This is a genomic window from Lyngbya sp. CCY1209, assembly GCF_055795065.1.
On the sequence record NZ_JAYFER010000275.1, the window covers coordinates 1 to 25,296 of the forward strand.

Annotated in this window: 27 protein-coding genes; 9 read left to right on the forward strand and 18 right to left on the reverse strand. The window is 56.0% G+C overall.

The window, feature by feature from the left end; translation table 11 throughout:
• Window positions 1-80: 80 nt before the first annotated feature.
• The 3 genes from AC0QHF_RS07900 to AC0QHF_RS07910 all read right to left on the reverse strand — a co-directional run bounded on the left by AC0QHF_RS07900 (window position 81) and on the right by AC0QHF_RS07910 (window position 1,607).
• Window positions 81-380, reverse strand: a complete 300-nt coding sequence (locus AC0QHF_RS07900; protein WP_324703658.1) for a DUF7734 family protein — start codon at window positions 378-380, stop codon at window positions 81-83.
• A gap of 87 nt (window positions 381-467) precedes the next feature.
• Window positions 468-1,091 carry a DUF3177 family protein gene (locus AC0QHF_RS07905; protein ID WP_324703659.1) on the reverse strand — a complete coding sequence of 208 codons (624 nt, stop codon included), beginning with the start codon at window positions 1,089-1,091 and terminating at the stop codon, window positions 468-470.
• 291 nt (window positions 1,092-1,382) lie between these two features.
• On the reverse strand, window positions 1,383-1,607 hold the full coding sequence (locus AC0QHF_RS07910) for a Calvin cycle protein CP12 (protein ID WP_324703660.1): 225 nt from the start codon (window positions 1,605-1,607) through the stop codon (window positions 1,383-1,385).
• A gap of 369 nt (window positions 1,608-1,976) precedes the next feature.
• On the opposite strand from AC0QHF_RS07910, the gene AC0QHF_RS07915 reads away from it, so the two are divergent.
• From AC0QHF_RS07915 to AC0QHF_RS07930, 4 genes are all read left to right on the forward strand, one after another.
• On the forward strand, window positions 1,977-3,203 hold the full coding sequence (locus AC0QHF_RS07915) for an FIST signal transduction protein (protein WP_324703695.1): 1,227 nt from the start codon (window positions 1,977-1,979) through the stop codon (window positions 3,201-3,203).
• Between the two features lie 84 nt (window positions 3,204-3,287).
• Window positions 3,288-4,082 carry an SDR family NAD(P)-dependent oxidoreductase gene (locus AC0QHF_RS07920; RefSeq protein WP_324703661.1) on the forward strand — a complete coding sequence of 265 codons (795 nt, stop codon included), beginning with the start codon at window positions 3,288-3,290 and terminating at the stop codon, window positions 4,080-4,082.
• Between the two features lie 207 nt (window positions 4,083-4,289).
• Window positions 4,290-4,739, forward strand: a complete 450-nt coding sequence (gene psbQ / locus AC0QHF_RS07925) for a photosystem II protein PsbQ (RefSeq protein ID WP_324703662.1) — start codon at window positions 4,290-4,292, stop codon at window positions 4,737-4,739.
• 36 nt (window positions 4,740-4,775) lie between these two features.
• Window positions 4,776-5,900: an NAD(P)/FAD-dependent oxidoreductase gene (locus AC0QHF_RS07930; RefSeq protein ID WP_324703663.1), complete on the forward strand. Its 1,125-nt coding sequence runs from the start codon at window positions 4,776-4,778 to the stop codon at window positions 5,898-5,900.
• Window positions 5,901-6,066: 166 nt separating this feature from the next.
• Here the strand turns inward: AC0QHF_RS07930 and AC0QHF_RS07935 are convergent, their stop codons facing one another.
• The 5 genes from AC0QHF_RS07935 to rpsB all read right to left on the reverse strand — a co-directional run bounded on the left by AC0QHF_RS07935 (window position 6,067) and on the right by rpsB (window position 12,790).
• On the reverse strand, window positions 6,067-6,894 hold the full coding sequence (locus AC0QHF_RS07935; RefSeq protein WP_324703664.1) for an HAD-IIB family hydrolase: 828 nt from the start codon (window positions 6,892-6,894) through the stop codon (window positions 6,067-6,069).
• Between the two features lie 282 nt (window positions 6,895-7,176).
• Window positions 7,177-9,651 (reverse strand): ATP-dependent DNA helicase RecG, encoded by a 2,475-nt coding sequence (gene recG / locus AC0QHF_RS07940; RefSeq protein ID WP_324703665.1) that lies wholly within the window; start codon window positions 9,649-9,651, stop codon window positions 7,177-7,179.
• Between the two features lie 298 nt (window positions 9,652-9,949).
• Window positions 9,950-10,831 carry a hypothetical protein gene (locus AC0QHF_RS07945; protein WP_324703666.1) on the reverse strand — a complete coding sequence of 294 codons (882 nt, stop codon included), beginning with the start codon at window positions 10,829-10,831 and terminating at the stop codon, window positions 9,950-9,952.
• A 319-nt stretch (window positions 10,832-11,150) separates the two neighbouring features.
• Window positions 11,151-11,816 carry a translation elongation factor Ts gene (gene tsf, locus AC0QHF_RS07950; RefSeq protein ID WP_324703667.1) on the reverse strand — a complete coding sequence of 222 codons (666 nt, stop codon included), beginning with the start codon at window positions 11,814-11,816 and terminating at the stop codon, window positions 11,151-11,153.
• A 182-nt stretch (window positions 11,817-11,998) separates the two neighbouring features.
• The gene (rpsB, locus tag AC0QHF_RS07955; protein WP_324703668.1) at window positions 11,999-12,790 is read right to left on the reverse strand and encodes a 30S ribosomal protein S2; all 792 of its coding nucleotides are present in this window, start codon (window positions 12,788-12,790) and stop codon (window positions 11,999-12,001) included.
• A 260-nt stretch (window positions 12,791-13,050) separates the two neighbouring features.
• Between rpsB and psaX the strand changes: the two genes are divergently transcribed.
• Complete coding sequence (gene psaX / locus AC0QHF_RS07960) at window positions 13,051-13,161, forward strand: photosystem I protein PsaX (RefSeq protein ID WP_324703669.1); 111 nt, start codon at window positions 13,051-13,053, stop codon at window positions 13,159-13,161.
• 105 nt (window positions 13,162-13,266) lie between these two features.
• Here psaX and AC0QHF_RS07965 read toward each other — a convergent pair whose 3' ends face one another.
• The 3 genes from AC0QHF_RS07965 to nrtS form a co-directional block, all read right to left on the reverse strand.
• Window positions 13,267-13,635, reverse strand: coding sequence for a hypothetical protein (locus AC0QHF_RS07965; protein WP_324703670.1), 369 nt, complete (start codon window positions 13,633-13,635; stop codon window positions 13,267-13,269).
• Window positions 13,636-13,933: 298 nt separating this feature from the next.
• On the reverse strand, window positions 13,934-14,674 hold the full coding sequence (locus AC0QHF_RS07970) for an SIMPL domain-containing protein (protein WP_324703671.1): 741 nt from the start codon (window positions 14,672-14,674) through the stop codon (window positions 13,934-13,936).
• Window positions 14,675-14,824: 150 nt separating this feature from the next.
• The gene (gene nrtS, locus AC0QHF_RS07975) at window positions 14,825-15,100 is read right to left on the reverse strand and encodes a nitrate/nitrite transporter NrtS (RefSeq protein WP_324703672.1); all 276 of its coding nucleotides are present in this window, start codon (window positions 15,098-15,100) and stop codon (window positions 14,825-14,827) included.
• A gap of 221 nt (window positions 15,101-15,321) precedes the next feature.
• Between nrtS and AC0QHF_RS07980 the strand changes: the two genes are divergently transcribed.
• A complete protein-coding gene (locus tag AC0QHF_RS07980; RefSeq protein ID WP_324703673.1) occupies window positions 15,322-15,774 on the forward strand; it encodes a hypothetical protein in 453 nt (150 codons plus the stop codon).
• A 418-nt stretch (window positions 15,775-16,192) separates the two neighbouring features.
• Complete coding sequence (gene mtnA, locus AC0QHF_RS07985; RefSeq protein ID WP_324703674.1) at window positions 16,193-17,242, forward strand: S-methyl-5-thioribose-1-phosphate isomerase; 1,050 nt, start codon at window positions 16,193-16,195, stop codon at window positions 17,240-17,242.
• Between the two features lie 18 nt (window positions 17,243-17,260).
• On the opposite strand, the gene AC0QHF_RS07990 is transcribed toward mtnA, so the two are convergent.
• Window positions 17,261-17,647: a sll0565 family protein gene (locus AC0QHF_RS07990; RefSeq protein WP_324703675.1), complete on the reverse strand. Its 387-nt coding sequence runs from the start codon at window positions 17,645-17,647 to the stop codon at window positions 17,261-17,263.
• Between the two features lie 150 nt (window positions 17,648-17,797).
• On the opposite strand from AC0QHF_RS07990, the gene AC0QHF_RS07995 reads away from it, so the two are divergent.
• Window positions 17,798-18,070 carry a DUF6439 family protein gene (locus tag AC0QHF_RS07995; RefSeq protein WP_324703676.1) on the forward strand — a complete coding sequence of 91 codons (273 nt, stop codon included), beginning with the start codon at window positions 17,798-17,800 and terminating at the stop codon, window positions 18,068-18,070.
• 70 nt (window positions 18,071-18,140) lie between these two features.
• Here the strand turns inward: AC0QHF_RS07995 and AC0QHF_RS08000 are convergent, their stop codons facing one another.
• The gene (locus AC0QHF_RS08000) at window positions 18,141-18,629 is read right to left on the reverse strand and encodes an ATP-binding protein (RefSeq protein ID WP_324703677.1); all 489 of its coding nucleotides are present in this window, start codon (window positions 18,627-18,629) and stop codon (window positions 18,141-18,143) included.
• Window positions 18,630-18,663: 34 nt separating this feature from the next.
• Window positions 18,664-19,164, reverse strand: a complete 501-nt coding sequence (locus AC0QHF_RS08005) for a zinc ribbon domain-containing protein (RefSeq protein ID WP_375341407.1) — start codon at window positions 19,162-19,164, stop codon at window positions 18,664-18,666.
• A 523-nt stretch (window positions 19,165-19,687) separates the two neighbouring features.
• Here AC0QHF_RS08005 and AC0QHF_RS08010 point away from each other — a divergent pair.
• On the forward strand, window positions 19,688-20,608 hold the full coding sequence (locus AC0QHF_RS08010; RefSeq protein ID WP_375341408.1) for an alpha/beta fold hydrolase: 921 nt from the start codon (window positions 19,688-19,690) through the stop codon (window positions 20,606-20,608).
• On the opposite strand, the gene AC0QHF_RS08015 is transcribed toward AC0QHF_RS08010, so the two are convergent.
• The 4 genes from AC0QHF_RS08015 to zwf form a co-directional block, all read right to left on the reverse strand.
• Window positions 20,574-20,903: a (2Fe-2S) ferredoxin domain-containing protein gene (locus AC0QHF_RS08015; protein ID WP_324703680.1), complete on the reverse strand. Its 330-nt coding sequence runs from the start codon at window positions 20,901-20,903 to the stop codon at window positions 20,574-20,576. The genes AC0QHF_RS08010 and AC0QHF_RS08015 overlap by 35 nt on opposite strands.
• Window positions 20,904-20,998: 95 nt before the next feature.
• The gene (locus tag AC0QHF_RS08020; RefSeq protein WP_324703681.1) at window positions 20,999-21,862 is read right to left on the reverse strand and encodes a ferredoxin-thioredoxin reductase catalytic chain; all 864 of its coding nucleotides are present in this window, start codon (window positions 21,860-21,862) and stop codon (window positions 20,999-21,001) included.
• Window positions 21,863-22,269: 407 nt separating this feature from the next.
• A complete protein-coding gene (opcA, locus tag AC0QHF_RS08025) occupies window positions 22,270-23,601 on the reverse strand; it encodes a glucose-6-phosphate dehydrogenase assembly protein OpcA (protein WP_324703682.1) in 1,332 nt (443 codons plus the stop codon).
• A gap of 102 nt (window positions 23,602-23,703) precedes the next feature.
• Window positions 23,704-25,233, reverse strand: a complete 1,530-nt coding sequence (gene zwf, locus AC0QHF_RS08030) for a glucose-6-phosphate dehydrogenase (RefSeq protein ID WP_324703683.1) — start codon at window positions 25,231-25,233, stop codon at window positions 23,704-23,706.
• Window positions 25,234-25,296 lie beyond the last annotated feature (63 nt).

The window sequence follows — 25,296 nt, forward strand, 5'->3', positions numbered from 1 at the left end:
CTCCGATATCTAGAAACTCGGTTTCTTCCAGTATCTTGGTGGGGAATTAAAAATTCTTCTAGAAATCGGGTTTCTTCTCCTCACACTCCCGCCGCGGAGAGTAGCGGTTGGATGGTTTCCCAACTCAATCCCCGCTCGATATATTGGGGACTGGCGGGGTTGTAGGGACCGACGAGGCGATCAATTTCCAAAATGGTGGCGTCGTCGGGTAAGACGGGGACATCGGGATCGAAAGCCGTCGCCCGCATCAGGGAACTGGAGAAGCCTTTAAAGATGGCGATTTCGTCCGGTTCCCCGTCAATTTCCGCCCGGACGAGCAACACTTCCCGGGGATTTTTTTCTGTGTATTGTTCCAAACGCTTGGCGATCGCGACTGGCATATCGATTTTAGATTTTAGATTGAATATTCTCCCTCAAATCATGAGGTCGGGAAAAGTTGATTATTATCAATTATCAATGATAAATTGTCAATTTCCCGTTGCAGAACGTCCCTGTCTTCCCAGACGAATCAGGATAAAATATCCGAAATAAATCAAATAAAGTAACAATCCCACAAGGCCCAAAAATCCGAGAAATTGGGGTGTCCAGTCCGGGTGAAAAATCTGTTTGTAGGTCCAGGGGGGATCGAGCCAGATCCGACAACCCGGATCGGCGAGTAAATCTTGCGTGCCCAAAAATGCACATCGCAGGGAGGGGAGGAAAAGCAGGGCTCCGATCGCGTTGTAAACGGTAATCGCCCACCGCCAACTGGTGAAGGTGAGTTTCAGGGGCGATGGTTGCATATCCTCGATTTCTTCGTTGATATCCACCCAAAACCACAAACTCAGCGGGATGAGAATGCGGGAGGCGATCGAACATAAAAAACTGAAGGGAAAGGCGGCGATCATCAGATACACCGTGATCATCAACAGACTCGCCACCCGCCAATAGATAATTAAAAGCCGTTGCAGGGCTTCCAACTTTTGAACAAAGGCCCAAATGAGCAAAATTAGGGGAAAAATCACGGTCAGCACGACCGCGAGTCGGTAATCCATCCACACCCAAGTTGCTAAACTGTGGGGTTGGGCTGCCATCAAGATTGGGTTGAACATTATTTTCTCGTCTGCGGTGCTGATCTGATCTCCGCTCAAATCGTTTTTATTAAAACGATTTCTTGAATTCGATGATCGGAAATCTACACAATAGCTGATTATCCGAACTGGATCGGAGGGGGGGGAGGGGCGGGGGATGATCGCCGGCGGTCTCAACTCACCGTCCTGAAAACGAAACTGCAACCCCCGAAAAGTCCGGGTGTTGCGTCCGCGTATCCGTCGAGGTCGGGTTAAATCCCTCGACCCCGACTTGCGGCCGGGGCTGGGGGACTGGTGGATAACAAGGAGAACCTAGTCGTCATAAACCCGGCACTCGGCGGCTTCGGGATTGTTGTCGCAGTAGACTTCAAAGGAACTCTTGGCTGGTTGTTGCTTTTTGTGAGCCGCTTCAGCTTGCAGCTCTTCTACCGCATCCCAGGCGGCGGCACACTCTTTAGACGTACCCCCCTGAGTATCGCAGACGTTGCGAGCTTCCTGGCGCTCTTTTTCGATGAGTTCGTCGATATTTTCGCTCATACTAACCTTTTTTCCCTTTACAAACGTCGTCACGAGTCCGATCCCATCAGCTTTGATAGCCAGCGATCGCTCGACCGGGTTATCCTAGCTGACGGGTTCAGCGATCTTCCATAGTCTGTGATACATCACTCCGGAGCGTCAACCCCAAATTTTGACTGTTTTTTAAGGTTTGCTCCGGGCGATCGGAAGTCGCCGCACCCAAACCGGAGGGCTCGTAACATTAAGTAATGTTAACACACGACCGACTGCGGGACGCTTTCAAGACAATAACAGCCATCTGACCGGCAAAATATAACCCGAGCGGAAAACCGGAATGGGTGAGAGAGAATCTATAGGAGGGCCAACATGGCAGAACCGACAACAGAACCAATGCGGTGGGTCAGCACCCTATCGACCCGCGCCTCTCTGGAGGCGGCGGTGACGGAGGTGGTCGAGGCGGCCCGAGCCGCCCTGGAAGCCCCGGCCGATCTGGGGTTGGTGTTCATCTCCTCGGCCTTCGCCAGCGACTATTCCCGACTGATGCCCCTGCTGGCCGAACGGCTGTCGGTCCCCGCGTTGATCGGTTGCAGTGGCGGGGGGGTGGTCGGCATGGCATCGGGGGAAAAAGCCGAAGAAATCGAGGGGAAACCCGCCCTGAGCCTGTGTCTGGCCCACCTTCCGGGTGTCGAAGTCCGCCCTTTCCACCTGACGACGGAGGAACTCCCGGATTTGGACAGTTCCCCGGAAGATTGGGTGGAACTGATCGGCGTCCACCCGCAAAATTATCCCCAATTTATTTTGTTGATCGATCCGTTTTACGGAAAAATCAACGATTTGCTCCAGGGCCTCGACTACGCCTATCCGGGGGCTCCGAAAGTGGGGGGACTGGCCAGTTCCGGGGCGATGGGTCAGGGGACGGCGGTCTTTTGCGACGGCGAACTGTACGCCGGGGAAGCGGTGGGGGTGGCGTTGAGTGGCAATATCGTGCTGGACACGATCGTGGCCCAGGGATGCCGGCCGATCGGCGACCCGTACCGAATTACCCGGGGCGATCGCAATATCATTTTGCAGGTCGAGAAACAGGACGCGGCGGGGGGCGGGGAACTGTCCCCCCTGGAGGCTCTCCAGGAACTGTTGGGGGAACTCGGCGAGGAGGATCGGCAACTGGCCGGGCATTCTCTATTTGTCGGGGTGGTCCGGGACGAGTTCAAACAGCAATTGGAAGCGGGGGATTTTTTGCTCCGGAATTTGATCGGAGTCGATCCCCGGATGGGGGCGATCGCGATCGGCGATCGGGTCCGGCCCGGACAGCGCATCCAGTTTCACCTGCGGGACGCCCGCACTTCGGCCGAAGATCTGGAACTGTTGCTCAAAAACCAGGACACCCCGGCGCGGCCCGGAGCGGTGCAAACCCGGGGCGCCCTGATGTTTTCCTGTCTGGGACGGGGTGAAAACCTCTACGGCGAACCCAATTTCGACTCGAATTTATTCCGCCGCCACTTTCCCATCCCCCTGAGTGGGTTTTTCTGCAACGGGGAAATCGGCCCGGTGGGGAACGGCACTTTCCTGCACGGCTACACGTCCGTGTTCGGAATTTGCAGACAGCCGGAGAATTAGGGTGTGGGGTGTAGGGTGTAGGGTGTGGGGAAATCCCCGTTCATTTTTCATTTTTCACTTTTCACTTTTCATTTTTCATTTTTTATGCAGTTGAATTCCATTAAAAAAGCTCTGGTTACGGGGGCGTCGTCCGGGATCGGCGAAACGTTTGCGCGGGAATTGGCGTCCCGGAAGGTCGATCTGGTTTTGGTGGCGCGATCGCGGGATCAACTCGATCGCCTAGCCTCCGAATTGCAAGGACAACACGGGATTCAGGTGCAGGTGATCGCCAAAGATCTGACGGAACCCGACGCGACGCCGGTGGTTTTCGATGCCGTCGCCGGCGGGGGGGAGACGGTGGATCTGCTGATCAATAATGCCGGATTTGGGGATTACGGTCCGTTCGAGACGCGATCGCTCGACAAACAGATGCAAATGGTACAATTGAATATCGGGGTTTTGGTGGGGCTGACGTACCGGTTTTTGTCGGCGATGAAACCGCGAAACCGGGGGGCGATCGTCAACGTTTCCTCCATCGCCGCTTATCAACCCCTGCCCTATCTGTCCGTCTACTCGGCCAGTAAAGCATTCGTCCTCAACTTCACGGAGGCATTGTGGGCGGAAAATCAAGATTCGGGCGTCCGCATTTTGGCCCTGTGTCCCGGCCCGACGGAATCGAATTTTTTCGATGCGGCCGAATTTCCCGCATCCTTCCGGGGCGCCGGCAACTCCCTCACCCCCGCCGAAGAAGTGGTCAAAGATACCCTCGCCGCCCTGGAAAAAGACTTCTCCACCCTCGTCACGGGAGGGCTATCCAACCAGATCATCGTCAACCTGCCCCGCTTGCTGCCCCGGGATACCATCGTCGGTTTGGTGGAAAAGCAGTTCAGGCCGAACTAGGGTGTGGGGTGTAGGGTGTGGGGTGTAGGGAAGGGTTAAAAATTTCCCCAACTCCCGACTCTCGACTCCCTAATACCGACTCCCGACCTCCCCCTTCTGCCCAAAATCGATCGCGTGTGGTAGATGTTTTCTGCAACAATGGATGGATAATCATTTTTTGCCGACCGAGCAAATTGTAGAAATTTAAAGAACCAAACAAAATTTGCCATGAAACGTTATCGTTCAATTCTGGCCTGTGTTTTGGCACTGGTGACTGCATTCGTGGTGGGCTGCAGTGCGCCCGAGGTCGCCGAGCCGCCCACCTACAGCGACGCCCAACTCGAACAAATTCAAGAGTATAAAACCGATATCCTCGGCCTGCGCGATCGCATGACCAAGGAACTGACCGCCAGCATCCAAAATGGTGACTGGGTGAATGTGGATAATTTTGTCCACGGCCCGCTCACAACCCTGCTCCAGGATATGAATTACCTGACGGGCAAACTCCTCCCCGATGACCAACCCCCGGCCCGCAAGTTGTACCGGGAAGTGTCCCAGCATTTGGTGGAAGTGAGCACGGCGGCCGAAAAAGGCGATCGCGCCCAAGCCGTTACCGGCTACCAGGAAGCCCTCAAGGACCTGGACACGTTTTTGACCCAAGTTCCCCAAGCCACTTAATTCCTTTGCCGATCGCTCACACTAGATAGCTCACTTATGGCTCACGTTGTTATTGTCGGATGTGGTATCGTTGGCGCCGCCATCGCCTACGAACTGTCTTCGGTTCCGGGGCTGTCGGTGACGGTGTGCGATCGCAAATCCCCCGCGGCGGAATCCACCGGGGCGGCTTTGGGCGTGCTGATGGGCGTCATCAGCCACAAAACCAAGGGGCGGGCCTGGAAGTTGCGGCGGGACAGTCTGGAACGCTATGAAACGCTGATTCCGGAACTGGAAACCCGCCTCGATCGCCCCCTCCCCTACAACCGCCGGGGCATTTTGATGCTGGGGTTCGAGGGGGAAAACTGGAGTCGCTGGGAAGAGTTGGCCGAAATTCGCCGGTCCCAGGGGTTGCCGCTGGAGTTGCAGGACGCGGAAACGGTGCGATCGCGATATCCGCAGATCCAGTGCGATCGCGTCACCGGGGCGATTTATTCCCCCCGCGACCGGCAACTCGACCCCACCGCCCTCACCCGGGCTTTGGTGGATGCCGCCCGACAAAATGGGGTGACGTTCAATTTCGGCGTCGGGGTGGACGGCTGGGAAATCGCCGAAAATGGCGATTCTCAGAAAATCTGTCAAACTCTTAAAACCGATACCGGCACTCTGGCGGCGGACTGGGTGGTGGTGGCGGCGGGATTGGGAACGACTCCCCTGCTGGAAACGCCCCCCCAACCCCCTCCGGTGACGATTCGCCCGGTTCTCGGACAGGCTTTGCAGGTGCGGTGTCCCCAACCCCTGGCAACGAGTCCCCAACCCGTAATTACCGGCGATGACGTGCACATCGTCCCCCTGGGCGGGGCGGAATATTGGGTGGGGGCGACGGTGGAATTTCCCGACGCGGATGGTAATGTGGAGGCTGATACCGAATTGCTCGATCGCGTCGTGGAAGGTGCGATCGCCATGTGTCCCGCCTTGAAAGAGGCCGAAATCCTCCGCCAGTGGAGCGGTCTGCGGCCCCGCCCCGATCAACCCGCCCCGGTCATCAGCCCTTTAACCGGATTTAAAAACATCCTCCTCGCCACCGGACACTATCGCAACGGGGTATTATTGGCGCCCGCCACCGCTTTGAAAATTCGGGATCTGTTGATTGAAAGAATGGAAGATGGGGAATCGGGAAATTAACAAAACTTCGGTGGGGGCAGTGCGTCCCCGCCTGCCACATTTCTCAATATCAATCAGAATTCATTCTTCGGTGGGGGCAGTGCGTCCCCGCCGGCCACATTTCTCAATATCAATCAGAATTCATTCTTCGGTGGGGGCAGTGCGTCCCCGCCGGCCGCATTTCTCGTCAATTGTTAATCTCAACTCCCAAGCGATCGCAAATTTCCGCCACCACCTCAGCCCATCCCTGACAGCCGGGAGACGAGGCGACTGGCCAGCGGCGATCGCTCAATCCCGGATGGGGTCCCTTTTTGCCGGGAATAATAATCGGAATATCCACCGCTTCCAACATCGCCAAATCGTTGGGACTGTTCCCCAAACCGAGAGTGGTGATTGTTTCTCCCGGTGCGATCATAGCATATCGCCGCACCAACCACTCAACCGCCCGACCTTTCCCGGCATTTCCACCGATCAGATGGGAAAAGCGATCGCCCACCACGACGCGAAATCCCGACTCCGTTATCGTTTTTTCCAATACTGCCGGATCGATAGTTTTGGGAGTAACAAACGGTTCGGTAAATTCCCGATTTTTCGCCCGCTTCGCCTCCTCAGCCGATAATCCGGTTCGCTGTATAATCTCATCGACGCTCAAATCTCCGAACCCCCGCAGCGGTTCGTCCAGAGAAGCGATGACTTCCGCCAATCCCCGGCGAATATCCGCATAAGAATCGCCCAGTTGCATCAAATAATAATCGCCCCGAAGTTGAGTTTCCGGGGAAGTGAGGCGATCGCAATTTTCGGGAATAAAAATAGCACTGCCATTTTCCACAATAAACGGATCTGTTAACCCAATTTCCCCCCGCAATACTTCCACCTCTTCCCGGGTTTTGCTGGTGACGGGAATCACGGGAATTTGCTGTTGTTTCAGTTGTTCGAGGACGGGGAGGGCGCGATCGTACCGGTAATCCTCGGAATTGAGCAGAGTTCCGTCCAAATCGGTAAAAATCAATAACATTGCTCGGCGGATGGTTCGATAATTTTATCTTCCCCCAAATGGGGCATAAAATCAAGCACCGCTTGGGAATCAATTCCCAAGCTAATAGCACAAATCCTCTCAAGAGGATTAAAAAGCATCGGGGAGGTTATGCGGTCAAATAACCGTCTGATATAATTCGCAAAACTCCCACCCATTCAAACCCCCAAAAATTGGCAGTTTGGGAGCAATACAACCCTCCCTCTTCCTTCCGTGTCCTCTGTGCCTGGAGTGGTTAATATTCTCAAATTATCTAAATATAAATCAAGTCAAAATCGACCCCCCCATCATCTTCTGATACCGCCGCTCCCACTCCGCCGCCATCGCCGGCCACCGTTCCAAAGTCGGGTCTTTTTGCATCACCTTCTGAGCCGCTTCCCTCGCCAGTTCCAACACTTCCCGATCTTCCACCAAACTCGCCAGGGCAAAATCCGGCAAACCCGACTGTCGGGTTCCCAAAACCTGACCCGGCCCCCGCAATTCCATATCCATTTCGGCGATAAAAAAACCGTCCTGGGACTGTTCCAAAACCTGCAGTCGCTGCTTCGCCTCGGCGGTAGAACTCCCCGACATCAACAGACAATAAGACTTGTCCTTTCCCCGGCCGACGCGGCCCCGCAGTTGGTGAAGTTGCGACAGTCCGAACCGTTCCGCATTTTCGATCAACATCACCGTGGCGTTGGGAACGTCCACCCCCACTTCCACCACGGTTGTCGATACCAAAATCTGGGTTTCTCGATCTCGAAATTTGGCGATCGCCTCCTCTTTCTCCTGGCTGCTCATCCGCCCGTGCAACAACCCGATCGCCAACTCCGGAAAGATCTTCTCCTGTAGTTTATCATGTTCTTCGATCGCCGATCGCGCCTCCAACTTATCCGACTCCTCAATCAACGGCAACACCACATAAACCTGGCGTCCCTTCGCCACCTCCCGCCGAATCAAATCATAGGCTTCCTTACGCTTATGACCCGATAACATCGTCGTCTGAATCGGTTGCCGTCCGGGGGGCAACTCGTCCAACTGACTCACATCCAAATCCCCGTGCAACGTCAGCGATAACGTCCGGGGAATCGGCGTCGCCGTCATCGTCAAAACGTGGGGCGACTCCCCTTTTTGCTGCAATTTCGCCCGCTGCTGCACCCCAAATCGGTGCTGTTCGTCAATCACCACCAACCCCAACTTGTGGAAATTCACCTGATCTTGAATCAAGGCGTGGGTCCCCACCAAAACCGGCAATTCCCCCGTCTCCAACTGGGAATGAATCTGCCTCCGCTTCGCGGTTTTCGTCGAACCCGTCAACAACTCAACCGGCAGATGCATCAAATTGAACCAACCCACCAATTTTTGATAGTGCTGTTCTGCCAAAACCTCCGTCGGCGCCATCAACGCCGCCTGATATCCGGCCTGAATTGCCGCCAGCATCGCCACCACGGCGACCACCGTTTTACCCGCCCCCACGTCTCCCTGAATCAGGCGATTCATCGGTTCCGGGGAGTTGAGGTCGCCCATAATTTCGCCGATCACCCGCTTCTGGGCGTTGGTCAGTTCAAAGGGTAAAATTTTATAAAACTGTTCGATCAATTCCCCTTTGGGGGTCAAAACGGCGCTGGTTTCCGTCGTTTTCTGTACCTGCCGCCGCCGCAGCAATCCCAATTGCAGATAGAAAAATTCATCAAATACCAGCCGTCGCCTCGCCGCTGCCAGCCAGTCCCGGTTGGGGGGAAAGTGGATGTTGGCGACGGCTTCGGAGATTTCGATCAACTGATAGGTTTCGATCAATTTTTTGGGCAGCGATTCCGGCAAGTGATTCGTCGCCGGTAACGCCGCCAGCATCGCCTTCCGCACCAGGTCCGCTCCGATACCTTCTGAAAGGGGATAAACGGGCAGCACCCGGCCGATTTTCATCGAGGAAATATGGCTGTCGGCGCGATCGAGAATTTCCAGTTCCGGGTTATCTAAGGTGATGCCGTATTTATTTTTTTTCACCAGTCCGGATGCGGCGACTTTCGCCCCCGGCGGGTAGTTATATTTTTGTTTGTGTTGCCAGCCTTTATTCCCGTAACGATTTCCGGCGAAAAAGCGGGTGATTTTGAGTTGCCCGGTTTCGTCTTTAACGACCAATTCTAAAATGGTTAACTTGCGGTTTTTGGGGCTGCTGAAACAGTGGCAGCGTTTCACCTCCGCGACGATGGTGACGGTTTCTCCCGGTTCTAGTTCTTTGATTTTCACCTGGCGGGCGTAGTCGATATGATCCCGGGGATAATAATAGAGTAAATCGTAAACGTTATAAATTCCCAACTTGCCGAGGCGATCGCCATTTCTCGGCCCCACCAATTCTTTTAAAGAACTGTCCAAATCGGGGGCTTTTTTGGCGTTCAATTCCTGTTGGGGAAGCGGTTTGGGGACGGCTGGCAGCGGCGACGGTTCCGGATTGTGATGTTGGGATAAATTTCTCTGGGATTCTAACAGTCGCTGGGATTGTGTTAAAAACCGCCGGGTGTCCGCAATTAAATGTTGCCGCTCTTCCAATTCCAGTTGGGAGTAGTTGGCAAAGTCTCCCGCCAATTTCTGCCCGAGGGAATGGGCTTCCGCCGGGATAATTTCCAAGACTTGATGGAGGCTGAGTAGCAGAAACTCGTTAAACCGATACTGCTTCCCCTGAATGTTATTAAATCCCCGTTCTGCCTCAACAGTCAGGGCTTTTTGTATGCGCCACCAGTCGAGTTCGTAAGTTGCCATAATTCATGCAAATTGTCGTCAATTTTATCGGTATCAAATTCTGCTATAAATCGGCTTTTATTTAATCTTGTTCGCGGTAGTACAGGCATCCTGCCTGTGACAAGCTATAAGCTCGTTTGACGCGGTTTGAGAGTTAAAATCAGTCTTCATAGCATAGCGGTTTTGGGGGGCAAAATCAAGGCGGAAAAGGGTTGACAAGCCGATCGCCTTCCGGTAAGATAAAGGGATAGGCTAGAAGGGCGCGTTCGCCCCTGTACTTGATTTTTTTATCAACATAGCGTATGCGAGGCGATCGCGGCTACTCCTCGAACCAACTCGAACGCCAGGCGGACTCCGCCTCCAGCACCGCCCGATCCCGCTGTTTTTTCTGGTAATCCCGCCCCAGGCGGTTCAGGCGCGCGACCAAATTGCGGATCTGGTGTCTGGCCCCCATTACCCCCGGGTCGGCGAATTCAATCTCGGAGAGTCGCAGGTGAACCGTAATCAGTTCGGTGAGATTGGGGTTCTGCTGGTCGTCCTCATCGTCCGTCTCGATGGTCAGATTGAGCAAATTGGGGCTGCCACCGGCCGCTTCCGGCGGGGGATCGGCTTTGGATGCCGCTTCTAGCAGGGCTTCGGGCAGTTCGGGGAGGATAATTCCGGCGTCCTGCAACAGGAGGTTGACATCGTGGGAGAGGGCGTGGAGGAGTCCTCGGATGGCCTCCTCGATATTTTCTTGCCAGCGCAGGAGGCGAATGGGGGTAATCAGGAGGGGTTTGAGTTCGGAGAGCGATTCGGCGGGGGGGTTCGATGCCGCCGTCGCCTCCGGCGGTTCCGGATTTCCTGGCTCTTCGGGGGTTTCTTCCTGGGGGGCGGAATTCAACTTTCCCTGGGCTGCCCGGGGGGCATTCTCGGCGATCGGGGTGTGGACGAGGGCCGTCAATTTAGCTTGAGTCTGGCCAGCCAAATCCCGAATTCCGGCTTGCAACTGCTGTCTTTCCGAGTAAGACAGTTGCAAAAACGCCTCCGGATACCCTTGGGTGCACAAATGATAAGTTGCCAGGATCAACTGCTGTCGCACGGCATGACTCAACACCTGCAAATAACGATCGTAACAGCTATGAAATTCCTGGGCGATCTTGGCGATCGCCTCTTCCAATGTGGCGATATCTTGTTCGATGCGTTTGAGCGATCCGGCCATAATTGAGAGCAGGGAAAATCGGGAATCGGGAATCGGGAATCGGGAATCGGGAATCGGTTACGTTCCCCACGCCCCACACCCTATATTTATAGCAGTGTGCGCTCGTATAGTTACAGTTAGGGAGCGGAGGGAGCGGAGGGAGCGGAGGGAGCTGAGGGAGCCGGGGGAGCGGGTCAGATTTTTGGGAATATAAAGGGATTTTTCATTTCAACCTGTAACTATACCAGCGCGCAGCGCTATAAAAGCCCCGATCTGTTTCGATTCTGCCATCAGATCGGGGCGACGTTAATCAAAAATCCCCCCGGTTTGGGGTGACATTTTACGCCTTGCCGCCGGTTTGTGCGGCGACTTCTTCCGCAAAATTGCTTTCTTCCTTTTCCAAGCCTTCACCCAAAACGAACCGGGCGAACCGACGAACTTGGATATTTTCACCCAGTTTGGCAACCGTTTGCTTGATCAGCTCTTCCACGGAAATATTCTGGTCGCGGATGTAGGGCTGGTCAATCAGAGACAATTCCTTCAGGCGCTTGTCGATCCGACCTTGGACGATTTTTTCCTTGATATTGTCCGGCTTGTTGCCCAGGTCGTCGCGATTCATCTCGATTTCTTTTTCCTTCGCCACCATCTCCTGGGGAATGTCCGCGACGGAGACGTACTCCACGTTGGGACAGGCGGCAATCTGCATGGCGACGTTCCGCACCAATTCCTGAAATTCTTCCCGTCGGGCCACGAAATCCGTTTCGCAGTTGACCTCCACCAGGACGCCGACCCGTCCCCCGGTGTGGATGTAGCTGCCCACCAACCCTTCAGTTGCGGAGCGACCCGATTTTTTGTCGGCCGATGCGATCCCTTTCTGTCGCAGCCACTCGACGGCCTTCGTCATATCGCCATCCGTTTCCTTCAGGGCTTTTTTGCAGTCCATCATGCCGGCGCCCGTTTTGTCGCGCAGCTCCTTGACTACTTTCGCAGATATGTTTTGCGCCATCTTTTTCCTTTCGTTCCTTGCTTAAAGTTTAGGTCAGTCGCTATGAGGCAGTTGTTACTGAAGTTTAACAAATGCTCCGCGCCATACTCAACTGTTATCCCTCGGAGGGGGTAGCGATCGCCACCCCCTCCGAGGAAATGGTCGGTTCCGAAGTTTCCCGCTTCAGGCTGCGGTCCGTTGACCTACTCTTCCGAGTCGTCCGAAGACCCCTCTTCGTCGGCTTCCTCGTAGTCCTCGTAGTCTTGTGCCCCCTCGTAATCTTCGTAGTCCTCGGCGGAGGCCGTGTCAAGTTCGCCGTGGCGACCTTCGTAAATGGCATCCGCCAACTTTCCGACGAGCAGCTTGATGGCGCGGATGGCGTCGTCGTTGGCGGGAATGTGGATGTCCGCCAAATCCGGGTCGCAGTTGGTATCCAACAAAGAAATGATCGGAATACCCAGCTTGCGACATTCCATGACGGCATTGTACTCCCGGCGCTGGTCGATCAGGATCACGGCGTCGGGAACCCGGCGCATTCCCTTGAGTCCGCCCAAATATTTCCGCAACTTGCTCAACTCGCGGCGCAGGACGGCGGCTTCCTTTTTGGGGAGGTAGTCCAACTGGCCGCTTTCTTCCCGGCTTTCCAATTCTTTGAGACGGTCTACGCGGGTTTTGATCGTCACCCAGTTGGTGAGCATCCCCCCCAACCACCGCTGGTTGACGTAGAATCCGCCGCAACGGCTGGCCTCTTGGGCGATGATGCCGGCGGCTTGGCGCTTCGTCCCGACGAACAGGAACTTTTTCCCCTGTTCGGAGGAACTTCTGACGTAATCATAGGCCTGGTCCATCAGTTGGGCGGTTTGAACGAGGTCGATGATGTGGACACCGTTCCGCTCCGTGAAGATGTAGGGGGACATTTTGGGATTCCAACGGCGGGTCTGGTGGCCGAAGTGTACCCCGGACTCGAGCATTTCTGCGAGACTGATCACTGGCATGGTCGATTTTCTCCTTTTCGGGTTGATCCTCCACCCGGGCGCCGATCTGCGCGGGAAAACCCCCGCCAGACACCCGAACTCCCGGATGTGCGAGTTTAGACAACCTGACTATTGTAGCGAATTGAGGTGGCAGATGGAATCCCTTCCGGAAGAATGGGTGAGATCGCCGAGCCGTCGGGGGCCGATATTGCACCAAAGATCGATTAAGGGCGATCGCTTTTTATGATTTAATGGACTCAAAGCATTGGGTATTTAAGCAAATGACAAATACTAAATCCGGTGGTCCTTACACCTTCCGTATCTTCTGGGCGGCTGTCCTGCTCGGAATCAACCTGTTGGTTGCGGCCTACTATTTCCACATCATTGAATAGTCTCTGAGGGTTTCTGTCGGAAACCCCCGTGCTGCCGGCAACATCCGATGAGGGATTCTGTTTATCCTTTTTGGGGTGCTGTGGCAGCACTTTTTCAATGGGCGCTTAGTTTTCGATCTTCGCTTCGAGTTTGGACAGGCGCTCTCGGATGTCGATGACATCCTGTTTGAGTTCGATGGTCAAGGTGGCCAGGTTGTCGAACATGGGGTCGCCGGACAGCCATCGGGTCATCCCCTCGGGGGGGACGTTTTCCGGGAGATCGGGTCGGGGGACGACTTCCACCCTCGGTGCCCCGGAGCTTTGAAAGCGGAGTCGGCTGACTTGGTTGCCGAGTCGGGACATTTCGGACTCCAACCGCCGGACGCGATATTCGAGTTGGGTCGTGTCGGCGGCGCGGACGGGGGCGAAGTTGAAAATTAGGGTGATGGCGACAAGTACGCCGATCGCGATCGCCGTGATTCGGGTTTTTTTCATGACCAAAATTGGGGTGAAGGGGGTTGACGGGGGGCGGCGATTCGCGGTAAACTATTGACATCAATCACACATAATGGGGTGTTTGCAAAAATATTTTTTTTACCACCACTCCCATTGTCTAATAATAATACCAAAAGTCAAGCCCAAAATCAACCCCCTTCCCCAAAACAGCCGAATTTTTAACATTTCTTAATTTTTTTTTAAAACTAAAAAACAATCTTCAAATGTCGGCGAACGGAAGAGGGCGAAATCTCCCGTTCGGGGGCGGTTGACCGCAAGCTGGCGGCCGACGGCGATATCAGTAGCTAATTTGCAAAGTGACGGACGCCCGAACTTCTTGTTCGCCGCCGATGACGGGGGTGGAGGCGTCGGCCGATTCCAAACGCGCCGCCTGTGGCATCATGGGCACGGGGGGAGGAGAACCCGCACTATTGATCTGAATGTTGACAATTTCTCGGCGGGTCAAATTGAGGGTATCGAGGACGGCATCGGCTTGGCGTTGGGCCTCCCGGGTCGCCAATTGTAACGCCTGTTGTTGGGCGGTGGTGATATCGGAATCGGAGGCGATAAAACTGACGCCATCGATGCGGGTCGCCCCGGCATTTACCGCCTCGTCAAGCAAGTTGCCGACTGCCTCGGTTTCCAGGCGAAAGGTGACGGTATTAGTGGCGGTATAGCCGGTCAATTCTTGTCGGTCGTCGCGATAGGTGTAGTTGGGGTTGAGGCGAATGCCGGCGGTTTCCAACTTTTGGACATTGCGCGATCGCAACAATTCTACCACAGCCGAGGTTTGCCGGGCGGCTTGTTGTTGGACTTCTTCGGCGGTTTTGCCGGAAACTTCCACCCCCAGTTGAACTCGGGTGAGGGTGGTGGGAATGGTGACGATGCCTTCACCGCTGACGGTCAACGTTCTCACTTGCTGCTCCTGTGCGACGACGGGGGGGAGGGGGGGAAGGCCGAGAAATCCCAAACCCAAGGAAAAGGCAGCGATCGCCCCCCAGGGATTGAGAGACGGGCGAGATAAACGGGTCGGATGCATGATGGTATTTCCCCCTCAATTTGGAGACTAGACGAATTTTTGAGACGGTTTGAAAGGCAAAATTGAGCCGTCGCGATTTCCGAAAAAAAACAACTCGCAAATTGCCGTTGATCGCTTTCACAGCCGGAGGGATTGATTCCGGAAAATTCCCTAATATTTACTTTCGGAATTTGATCGCGATCGCCGGCGGCTGATTAACTGGCCGTGAACGTTGACGCCGTAGGGGACGGCGTAGGTAAGCGGGGCGGAAATCCAGCGATCGCGGGTCATTTGCCCTTTGACGAGGACGCAGCCGTGGTTGATGGCGAACAAAAGCGTACCCACGACGGCGGCCACCCAGACGGCCATCGGCGCAAATTCCGGGTCGAACAGTGCCTTCAAAAAAACGATGACGGATTGCCTGAATAATGGTGCGATCGAGTTCATTTAAAAATTTCGGAAACCAGTTGTTTGACCGTCCACTCCCCTTCTCCCAGCGAGAATCAAGGCTCGAACCCCGAAAATTTAGATTCGATGAGGGTTGGAGACGTGCCGGCGGGGACATCATCCACCCGGGCTACCTTGTCCAAGTTCCAATAGTAGCACCCTCAATTCCGAAGGTGCGAAAAACCGAACGTAGGCTCGAATTGTAGCGTTAGGTACGGGTGATGTTCCTCACACAATTTACGGCCCTGCTGATGGTGACAACTTTACCACTATTCAGCGTCAGTATGCCAGCACCGATGGTCCGTGCTCAAGCCATCGGTGGCAATGGTAAAACCGATGTTTTTATTATCCGAACTCATGGGGCGACGACCGATCTCAATCAAGCACCAGTTATTACCCATTTCGATTGGTTCAGCGACGGCGATAAAATTGGACTCATGGACGGGTTGACGGAGGCGGACTTGGACTATCGATCGCTGATCGATTTCGATGCCGATGGATTGCGAGATGATACCGTGATCAAGCTGCGAAGCACCCAGGAAATTTTATGTATCGTGCTCAATGCCGACGATTTTGTTTTGGATGGGGAATTTATTCCCGTCGCCTCTCCACAACCGATCACTTGTCTGAGAAAAGCCAACGTGATCGACTGCGAATTTCCCCTTCCCGAGTAATTTCGAGTTCAAGATCGATGGCAGTTCGAGAATTGTCGAGACGGGCGAAACGCCGCTTCAACCGCCGAAATAGAGATGGAAAAGCCGGGGCCGACCTTCAAAAAAGGGCAATCGCGCCGCATCTACCCCCGGCCCGGGCTTTTTGAAATATAGCGCAGCGCGAGGCGGGCGGTAACAGGCTGGACGGGTGAGAATGATCGATCCCCCGACTCCCTAATACCGACTCCCGACTTTCTTTTATAGATTTTGTAACGACACGAGGGCGCACTGCTATATATGGCAACCGCCGGAAGCGTTCGGACATTCCCGACTTCCGAGATCTCCCCATTGTGGAGGGTGGAGCGGGAGCCGATCGCTATATCGGGGTAAACTGGGGAAGAATCCACTGTTTTCAGACGGGCTGCGAGCTCGACTCAAGATGTCTATCCCAACTCAAGTTTATCCGGTGATTTGGAAGGAAGATCGGGTGGTTCTCATCGACCAAACTCGGCTTCCGAAGGAATATGCGATCGTGGAAATTCACCGCTACGAGGATATCGCCCGGGCGATTTCGACGATGATCGTGCGGGGGGCGCCGGCCATCGGCATCGCGGCGGCTTACGGGATGTATTTGGGGGCGAGGGAGATTGAAACGGACGATCGCGATACGTTCCTGGCCCGACTCGACGAGGTGGCTCGGATTTTGGGGAATACCCGCCCGACGGCGGTGAATTTGTTCTGGGCGATCGAACGGATGCAGAAAACGGCTCAAAACGCCGCCGGAGCGGTGGCGGAGATTCGGGAAACGTTGCTGGCCGAAGCGAAAGCCATCCAGGCGGAGGATTTGAGAACCTGCCAGGAAATCGGCGATCGCGGGTTGGAGGCGTTGCCGAAAACGCCGGAACGACTGAATATTTTGACCCACTGCAACACGGGTTCCCTGGCGACGGCGGGTTACGGGACGGCGTTGGGGGTGATCCGCTCGGCCCAAGGTGCGGGGCGGTTGGCGCGGGTGTACGCGGACGAAACCCGCCCCCGCCTCCAGGGGGCGAGATTGACGACTTGGGAATGCGTCCAGGATCAGATCCCCGTGACTCTGATTTCGGACAATATGGCGGCTCACTGCATGAAGCAGGGGTCGATCCACGCGGCGATCGTGGGGGCCGATCGGATCGCGGCGAACGGGGACACGGCGAACAAGATCGGGACCTACAGTTTGGCGCTGGTGGCCAAGGCGCACAACGTCCCATTTTTCGTGGCGGCCCCCCTCTCGACGGTGGACTTTCGCCTGGAGACGGGGGAGGGAATCCCCATCGAGGAGCGCGATCCGGCGGAGTTGTACCAGATCGGCCCGACCCGCATCTGTCCTCCCGGGGTGGAGTTCTACAACCCGGCTTTCGACGTGACTCCGGCGGCGTTGATTACGGCGATTATCACGGAACGGGGGGTTCTCAAACCGGAGGAGTTGAAGCAGTTGAGCCCGATTTGAGGGGGTCGCGAACGACGATTATCCGGCACAGGATTTGAGGAGCCAGCCGAGGACGATCCCGAGTCCCCCGAAGCGGACGGCCTGCCAGAAGGGTTCTTTGAGGCTCCCCCAGGTGAACAGGTGGCTTTCCAAGTTGAGTTCGACGGTGTCGAGTTCGTCCCGAAGCTGTTTAAGTTCTTGCTGGAGTTGTTGCGATCGCTGCCGGCGAAGTTCGGGGATCACTTCGTCGATGCGGTTTTTGAGTTCGACTTTCCGCTGGCGATCGCGGCGGATTTGGGCCACCCGCTCCTGGAGGCTGGCCAGACTTCGCTCCGCCGATTCCAGGGCTTGTTCAATTTCTCGTTCCTCGGTCATTTCTTCTGGCGGGTCGGCGGGGTTCGGTGGGGATGGAGTATTTCTCGGCATAATACATAGAGCGATCGGCCGTCAGCCCCGAGCAATCAGCTTTCACTCAACTGCCTGCCTTTGGCAGGTTTCGGGATTTTCCGATCTCCCGACGGTCCCGGCGACTGCTATAACTATTAAAATACAGCCAAGTCGAATCAAACGATCGCCATGACTCATCCCAATTCAACCCAGGTCAATGCGTCGGAGACGTTGGAACTGGCCCAGAAACTCGCCGAACAGTTGGCGATCTCCGAACGGGACTGGCACCGCCTCAAGTCCAACCGCAACGCCCGCGCCCGGGAACAGGTGGCCGCGGCGCTAATTTTCCTGCTCAAAGATCAGCCCCAGGAGGCGCTCCCGAGGCTGCAACAGGCGATCGGGTGGTTGGACCGTTCCATTACCGCCCCCCCCTGTCCCACCCACGGCTCGAAGTCAAAGTAGGGAATCGGGAGTCGGGGAAAAACAATTAATTATCAATTATCAATTATTAATGATTAATTGTTAATTGTTCCTACACCCGATGCCCGACACCCCAGAGCCCAATTTTGGGAAGTTCTTTGCACAGCACCAATTCGGTTCCGTCGTGGTTCCACTCGACGCGATCGAAGATTTGTTCGAGAATAAAGAGTCCCCGTCCGCATTCGTTTTCGTCGTGGGGCGGGTCTGAGTCGGAGTCATCCCGGGCGGTTTCGGAGTCCACCACGGACAGATGACAGCGACAGGATGGGGGCTTGAAACCCCGCCCTTGATCCGAGATGATCCACCAGAACTGGTTGTTGACCATCGAGAAACGGACGACAACGGTTTTACTGGGGTCTAGCTTGTTGCCGTGCTTGGCTGCGTTCACCAAAGCTTCTTGGAGTCCGAGCCGCAGTTCTCCTTGCCACTCCGTCGGGATCTCGGCTAGAAGTAGGTCCAAAATCGGACAGAGATAGAGTGTAGAAGCAAAGCTAATAGTGACCCAGTTGCGTTTAACCGGACGCGATGATATTGCAATCACTCGGAAAACTCCCTGGCTTTCAGGTGGATAAGGTTCACACCCTGCATAGTTGTGAATACTCCGCTCTAAAAAACCGACTCAAACCTAACCATGAGTTGCCCAAATCTCGGCTGGCGTTGGATGGGTTCGATGTTTTCTTCGGAGCCACGCCGAAGGAAGTGTCGGCACTCTCCGATCCACAGGCCGCCCCAGGCAAGCTGCCCGCCATTGCCAAATTTTGGGCCGCATTCAAGTCTCGGTTCGACTCACAACTGCATTTTTCACACCGATCAACTCGCACCGATAACGGCATCGAATCTTTGACGTGACCGCAGTTAGAGCATCGTTTTGTTGTCTCGCCCTTTCCCGTACCGCTCAACTCAGATGAATTGTACACCAATAACCCCATCCGAATCAAGGTCGCCGTCGTTCCTTGACCCCCACTTGTTTTGGGGCGGGGGAAGGTGTCACTCCGAGTTGTTCGATCCAAGGGATTGACAGCTTGAACACCCATTTTTCCATTAAGATTACCCCAACAATTCGTCAAATCAACCATTCAACCACAAATTTTTTGCGATCGATTTTAAATGAGATGGGACGACCAATTTCAAGGTTCCATTGGGAATTCAATAGCCAGGTGAGAGGATTTTCAAAACGGCCTGAGAGCATTTTTTAACCTCCCCGTCACTCAATGGCTCGTATCAAAAGAGAGGCCGATCTTTCCCATAACATCCAATGTTTTTTAACTCCAGGTCTTTCGTGTTGACTGCCATCCTAAAAATCATTTTTCCCGGTGCGGGATGGGCGGACCCCGACGATCGCGCCGTCTTCGGTATTCCGTCGGTGGGAATTTCATGACGTGCGATCGCATCTTCGTTCCCTATTGTAACACGAAAACCGGCTCCCAGAAGCCAGTCGGGGCGACATTTGCGCCCCGATCGCCGGGGATCGCCGTGCTGAAAAGGGTTGCCAATTTTGAGTCGATCTCGGGGATCGCTGCGATCCCGAAACGAACGAGATTTTGATACAATCGTCAAGGGAAATTAACAAATGTTTACAAAATGCGGACGACTGTTGCGATGAGTTCGACTTCATGGGATGGATCATCATACTGGAAGTGGCGGGATCAGTTAATTTACTACGTCCGGGCCGGAGCGCCCCGGAGCGATCGCCCGCCGCTGCTGCTGGTACACGGTTTCGGGGCTTCCACGGATCACTGGCGCAAGAATATCGAGGGATTGAGTCCCGAATTTGAAGTCTGGGCGATCGACCTGTTGGGATTCGGGCGCTCGGCGAAACCCGACCAGGAATATGGCGGGGATTTGTGGCGGGATCAGCTCCGCGACTTCATCGCAGAGGTAATCGGGAAGCCGGCGGTGGTGGCGGGCAACTCCCTGGGGGGCTACGCCTGTCTGTGCACGGCGGCGGACTATCCGGACTCGGCGGCGGGGGTGATCTTGCTCAACAGCGCCGGACCGTTCTCGGACACCGAGCCGAAAGTCGAACCACCGACCTGGAAAAGGCGGATGTCGAAGGCGGTGCGATCGCTTATCCTCAGCGACTGGGGGACTTTTGTGATCTTTCAGTGGACCCGGCGGCGGTCGGTGATCCGCAAAACCCTGCAAAAAGTGTATCTGGATCAAAGTGCCGTAACCGATCGCCTGGTGGAGGAAATTTACCGCCCCTCCTGCACCCCCGGCGCCGTCAAGGTGTTCGCGTCCGTGTTCAAAAGTCGCCGGGGCGACTCCGTGGACGTCTTGCTGTCCCGCCTAAATCGTCCTTTACTGTTGCTGTGGGGGGAGGGCGATCCCTGGATGGACTGCCGGGCTCGGAGCGATCGCTTCCGGGCGCATTATCCCAACCTCTCGGAACACTTTCTCGACGCCGGCCACTGTCCCCACGACGAAGTCCCGGAACAGGTCAATTCCCTGATCCGAACTTGGGTTCAGGCCAACTGCTGCGGCCTCAGTAATGAAAGCGGGGATGTATCCTCGGATTGAGTTTGTCCTGCACGGGTTCGCCCCCTTTCAAGTGATCGGCGACGATGGCGGGGACATCTTCCGGGTGTACCCGATAGTACCAGATTTCCTCGGGAGTGACCCTGACCGTCGGGCCGATGTTGCACTGGCCCATACAACCGCATCCCCGGACATCAACATCGGGGAGGTCGGCTTCTCGAAACGCTTTCAAGGTTTCGGCCGCACCGTGTCGCAGGCAGGACTGATGCTGGCACACCAGGACGCACCGATCGCTCTCGGATTGGGTTTCGGTCGCTTTGGCGTCTGTTTCTAACATGAGTGCCGGGTTGGATACCAAACTTGATATTTCTATTATGTACCCGACCCCCGTGGCCGCGATCGCCGAGTGTCCGTCGCCGGCGATCGCGGTATTTACTGAGACGGCTTGACTTCCAGGGCGCCCGTATCGCTGAACACCACTTCAAACGTCACGGTCTGACCGGAGGTTTGCCCCGCCATACCGTCCGACTCGGCCAAACCGGGCAGGGGGGTATTCTCGACATTATCCTTGGCGTCGGGGGAGTTGGGCTCGAACTTGGCGATCGCCCCCTCCGGCGTGACGGTGACGAGATAGCTCACCTGGGCCGTCACCGGAGTCCCCTTCACCGTCCAGGCCCTATCCACCTTGTCGTAAACGATCTCATTCAACTGGTCCACATCCACCGCGCCGGGAGCCGCGGCCATTTCCTCGCCCGCCGTCGGAGCGGCCGCGGGAGTCGCATCCGTACCCATTCCCGGCGTTTCGGCCATTTCCGTGGTCCCGGTTGCGGCCGGCGATTCTGGGAGCTCGGGTTCGGCAGTCGCCACCGGCTCGGAGGTCGTCGGTTCCGAAGGCGCGGTGTCGGCCGCCACGGGACTCGGGCTCTCCGAGGTCGCCGTCCCGTCTGTTTCCAGAGCGGTCGCTTCCGTTTCGGTGGCGGTGCCGGCGGTTTCCATCTCATCTTCCGTCACGGAAGCGGCGGGAGTCGTCGCCATCTGTTCAGCCTCTTCCATCGCCGGTTCTTCCGTGGCGACGGTGTCTTCAATTTCCTCCTCCGCCTCCATCGCGGTCGGGCGCGGACTCACCGCCAGGGACCCGATCAAAGTTCCAAAAAGCACGACGATCAGGGCAACGATGGAAGCCGCTTTCAGGGCCGGTGGGAGTTCCGATGTCCCCACCGCATCGACGGGGTGGTTGTGGGAAAATTCTGATGTTTCCGGAGATAGATCTGAGGAGCGTTCGCGATCTGAATACATACTTGACACCTCTGCTCATCGAATAACAATTGCGAATTGGAAATATTGTAGACGTTTACGCCCCGTCCGAGAGGAAAAATGAATTGATCCTAAGAATTGGTGTCTTCCGTGATTTTGGGCGTTGATTTTTGAGTTGACGGATTCTCCGCGCCGATCGCACGGGAAAAGCGGGCGGGGTCGATTTGCCAATCGCCCCGGCTGCTATCAATTAACAGTATGGCTTCTTCTTACATTTGAGGATTGAGAGTCTCAATAATTGGGCGATCGCCGAACTTTCAGAGTTGAAAAAATCGGGCGATCGCCCCCCAATCCCAGGCACTTCAAAAGACCGGGACTCATCTTAACGCAGCATCTACCGCCGCTAAAGTAACCGAGGATACAAATTTGTGTCGCGATCGATGCGACGGTCAGCCCAACTTGAGAATTTGGGCCGTCACCGCCAGACTCTCCTCGTACAAAACATCCCGGCCCCAGCGCTGCAACTGCTGCGCCATCAGGTATTCCGCCTTCTGATCCGTGGCGGCGGTGACCTGTTCCGTGCGGCAGGACTGGGCGCTGCCCCCGGCTTCCATCCGCATGCACCCCATTGTTTCCGAACAGAGGATGGTGCAGCAGTTGGCGTTGGGATTGCTCGAGGTCAGGCGCAAACCCACCAAATCCCCGGGAATTTCCCCGGTGTCCGCCATCGGGATGGCGGCGAGTTCCCCCCGGATTTCCTGATCTTTCGGGCCGATAAATTTGACGTGCTTGAGGTCGTAGTCGCCCCCCTCCTCCGTAAATTCCACCGGCTTCCAACCCAGACGGCTGGCGAACCAACCCAGGAACATCAGCGCCTGGGCAGCATTGCCCTTTTCGTAGTCGATGGTGATGTTGTCGAGATCGACGAGGGACACCCGGCGCTCCGGGGGGTCGAAGGCGGCCGCGGCCAACTCCTGCCAGGGCGAGAGGCGGTGCCAGTTGAGATCAGCGATGTAGGTTTCTTCTTCGATCAGTTCCTGCATTTTCGAGAGCTCGGACTCGGGGTCGCTGAAATAGCAGGAATCGACGATGACGCAGTTGCTACAGCCGGACAACTGCTTGAACAGTTCTTGCTCCGGGTTGGGTGTCGCCTTCCACCAGACGAACTTGGGCAAATCCGGAATCATCAGGGACGCGACGACGTTGCCGACCCGTTCCAGGGCGCTTTTGGTCCCCCGCAGGGTGACGTATTCGCAGCACACCAAACCCTCCTCCCGGTTGTTTTGCAGGGGGCAGTAGGCGGAGACTTGGGCCGTCACCCCCGTATCCTCGCCGAGGGTGGGGCACAGGGTGATGATGCGGCAGGGATTTTGGGCGGCGATGGTTTCGCTGATGCTGAAGCCCCGGGCGTCCACATTCTCGATCGCCCGCTTTTCCGGGGGCACTTTGGCGAACTCGGCCCGCAACTTCTCCAACGTTTCCGGATCGACGCGGCCGGTGATGGGCAGGTCGTAGGCTTTCTGGGCTTCCCGAATCCCATCCCGGGTCTCGATGCCGTGGATGCCGTCGATCGCCCCTCGATAAAAGCCCAACCCCCCCAACAACTGCTGGAACTCCTCCGGTTCGTAGACGACCATGCTGAAGGTAGCCGCACGGGTAGCGATCGCCTGAGTCTTGCCCTGGCTGCCACTTTGAGTCAGCCAAATATTATTCAGTTCAGCTTCGATCTCGCTGAGGGAAATATCCTTGGGTTTCTGTAAAGCGACGAGTGGTGTATTCATAAAATCGGCGGTTATGACTTCAAGGTTAATGATTTCATCTGCATGGAAAGTGGCGGGGAAAACCGCCCGACTCGGAGCCATTCTCCCCCGCCGGACTGTCGTTTACAACCGGCGCCAGCGGCGGCCGTCGCGGTTGAGCAACAGTTCCGCCTCCACGGGTTCCCAAGTTCCGGCTTCGTAGAACGGGACGCTGTCGGGGGCGGCGGGGGCATCCCACACCTCTAAAAGGGGGGTGAGAACCCGCCAGGAGGCCTCCACCTCGTCCCCCCGGGTAAACAGCGTTTGATCTCCCAGCATACAGTCAATCAACAGCCGGGCGTAGGCGTCTGTATTCGGTTTGCCAAAAGCCGTGTCGTAGCGGAAATCCATGTCCACCGATCGCGTCCGCAGAGAGTTTCCCGGCGTTTTCACCTCGAAGCGCATGGAAATCCCCTCGTTGGGCTGAATCCGCAGAGCCAAAACGTTGGGGTTAGCCTGTTTTGCCGCCGACTGGAACATCAAAAAGGGTACTTCCTTGAACTGAATCGCGATCTCGGTGACTTTCTTGGGCATCCGCTTCCCCGTCCGCAGGTAAAAGGGCACCCCCTTCCAGCGCCAGTTGTCGATGTTGAGTTTCAGGGCGACATAGGTGGGGGTGGTGGACTCCGGCGAAGCCCCTTCTTCGTCTCGGTATCCCGGCACTTCCTCGCCATTCATCCATCCCGCCGTATACTGTCCCCGCACGGCCGAACAGTCCAAATTGGTGAGATCTGCCAGGCGCGTGGCCTGGACGACCTTCACCTTTTCCGTGCGGATGCTGTCGGCGTCGAGGGAGTTGGGGGGCTCCATCGCCGTGAGGGAAAACAACTGCATCAGGTGGTTCTGGACCATATCCCGCAGCGCCCCGGAGGTTTCGTAGTAGCCAGCCCGACCCTCCAAACCGACGGTTTCGGCGACGGTAATTTGGACGTGATCAACAAATTGGCGGTTCCACAGAGGTTCAAAAATAGCATTAGCGAACCGGAACACCATCAGGTTTTGGACGGTTTCTTTGCCCAGGTAGTGGTCGATGCGGTAGACTTGCTCCTCCGCGCAGACGTCCCGCACCACCCGGTTGAGGACTTGGGCCGAGCCGAGGTTCCGGCCGAAGGGTTTTTCAATCACGAGGCGCTGCTTTTTGGGGTCGGCCAGCATCCCGGCCCGTCCGAGTTGCTGGGCGGCTTCCCCGAAGAAGCGGGGGGCGACGGAGAGGTAAAAGACGCGATTTTCGCGGGTGCCCCGCTGTTCGTCCAACTCGCGGAGGAAGGCTTTGAGTTTCTGGTAACTTTCCGGCTGGTCGATGTTGCCGGAACAGTAAAACAGGCCCTTGGCGAAGGTTTCCCAAATCTGTTCGGACTGCAGGCCGCCGCCGAAGTCTTCGATGCCTTCCCGGAGGCGCGAGCGGAAATAGTCGTGGCTCCACTCGCGCCGCGCCACCCCCACGATGGTCAGTTCCGGGGGCAGTTTGCGTTCGAGATACATCTGATAAATGGCGGGGACCAGTTTCCGCTGGGTTAGGTCGCCGGACGCGCCGAAGATGGTCAAAATTTGGGGTTCGGGGATGCGGTCCTGTTGCAGGCCGACGCGGAGGGGATTTTCTAAGAGTGTTACCATCGATGCTGTTCTGAGTGGAAGGATTGAAAATCAAGGCGGAATTAGACCGTGAAAATCAGGGGG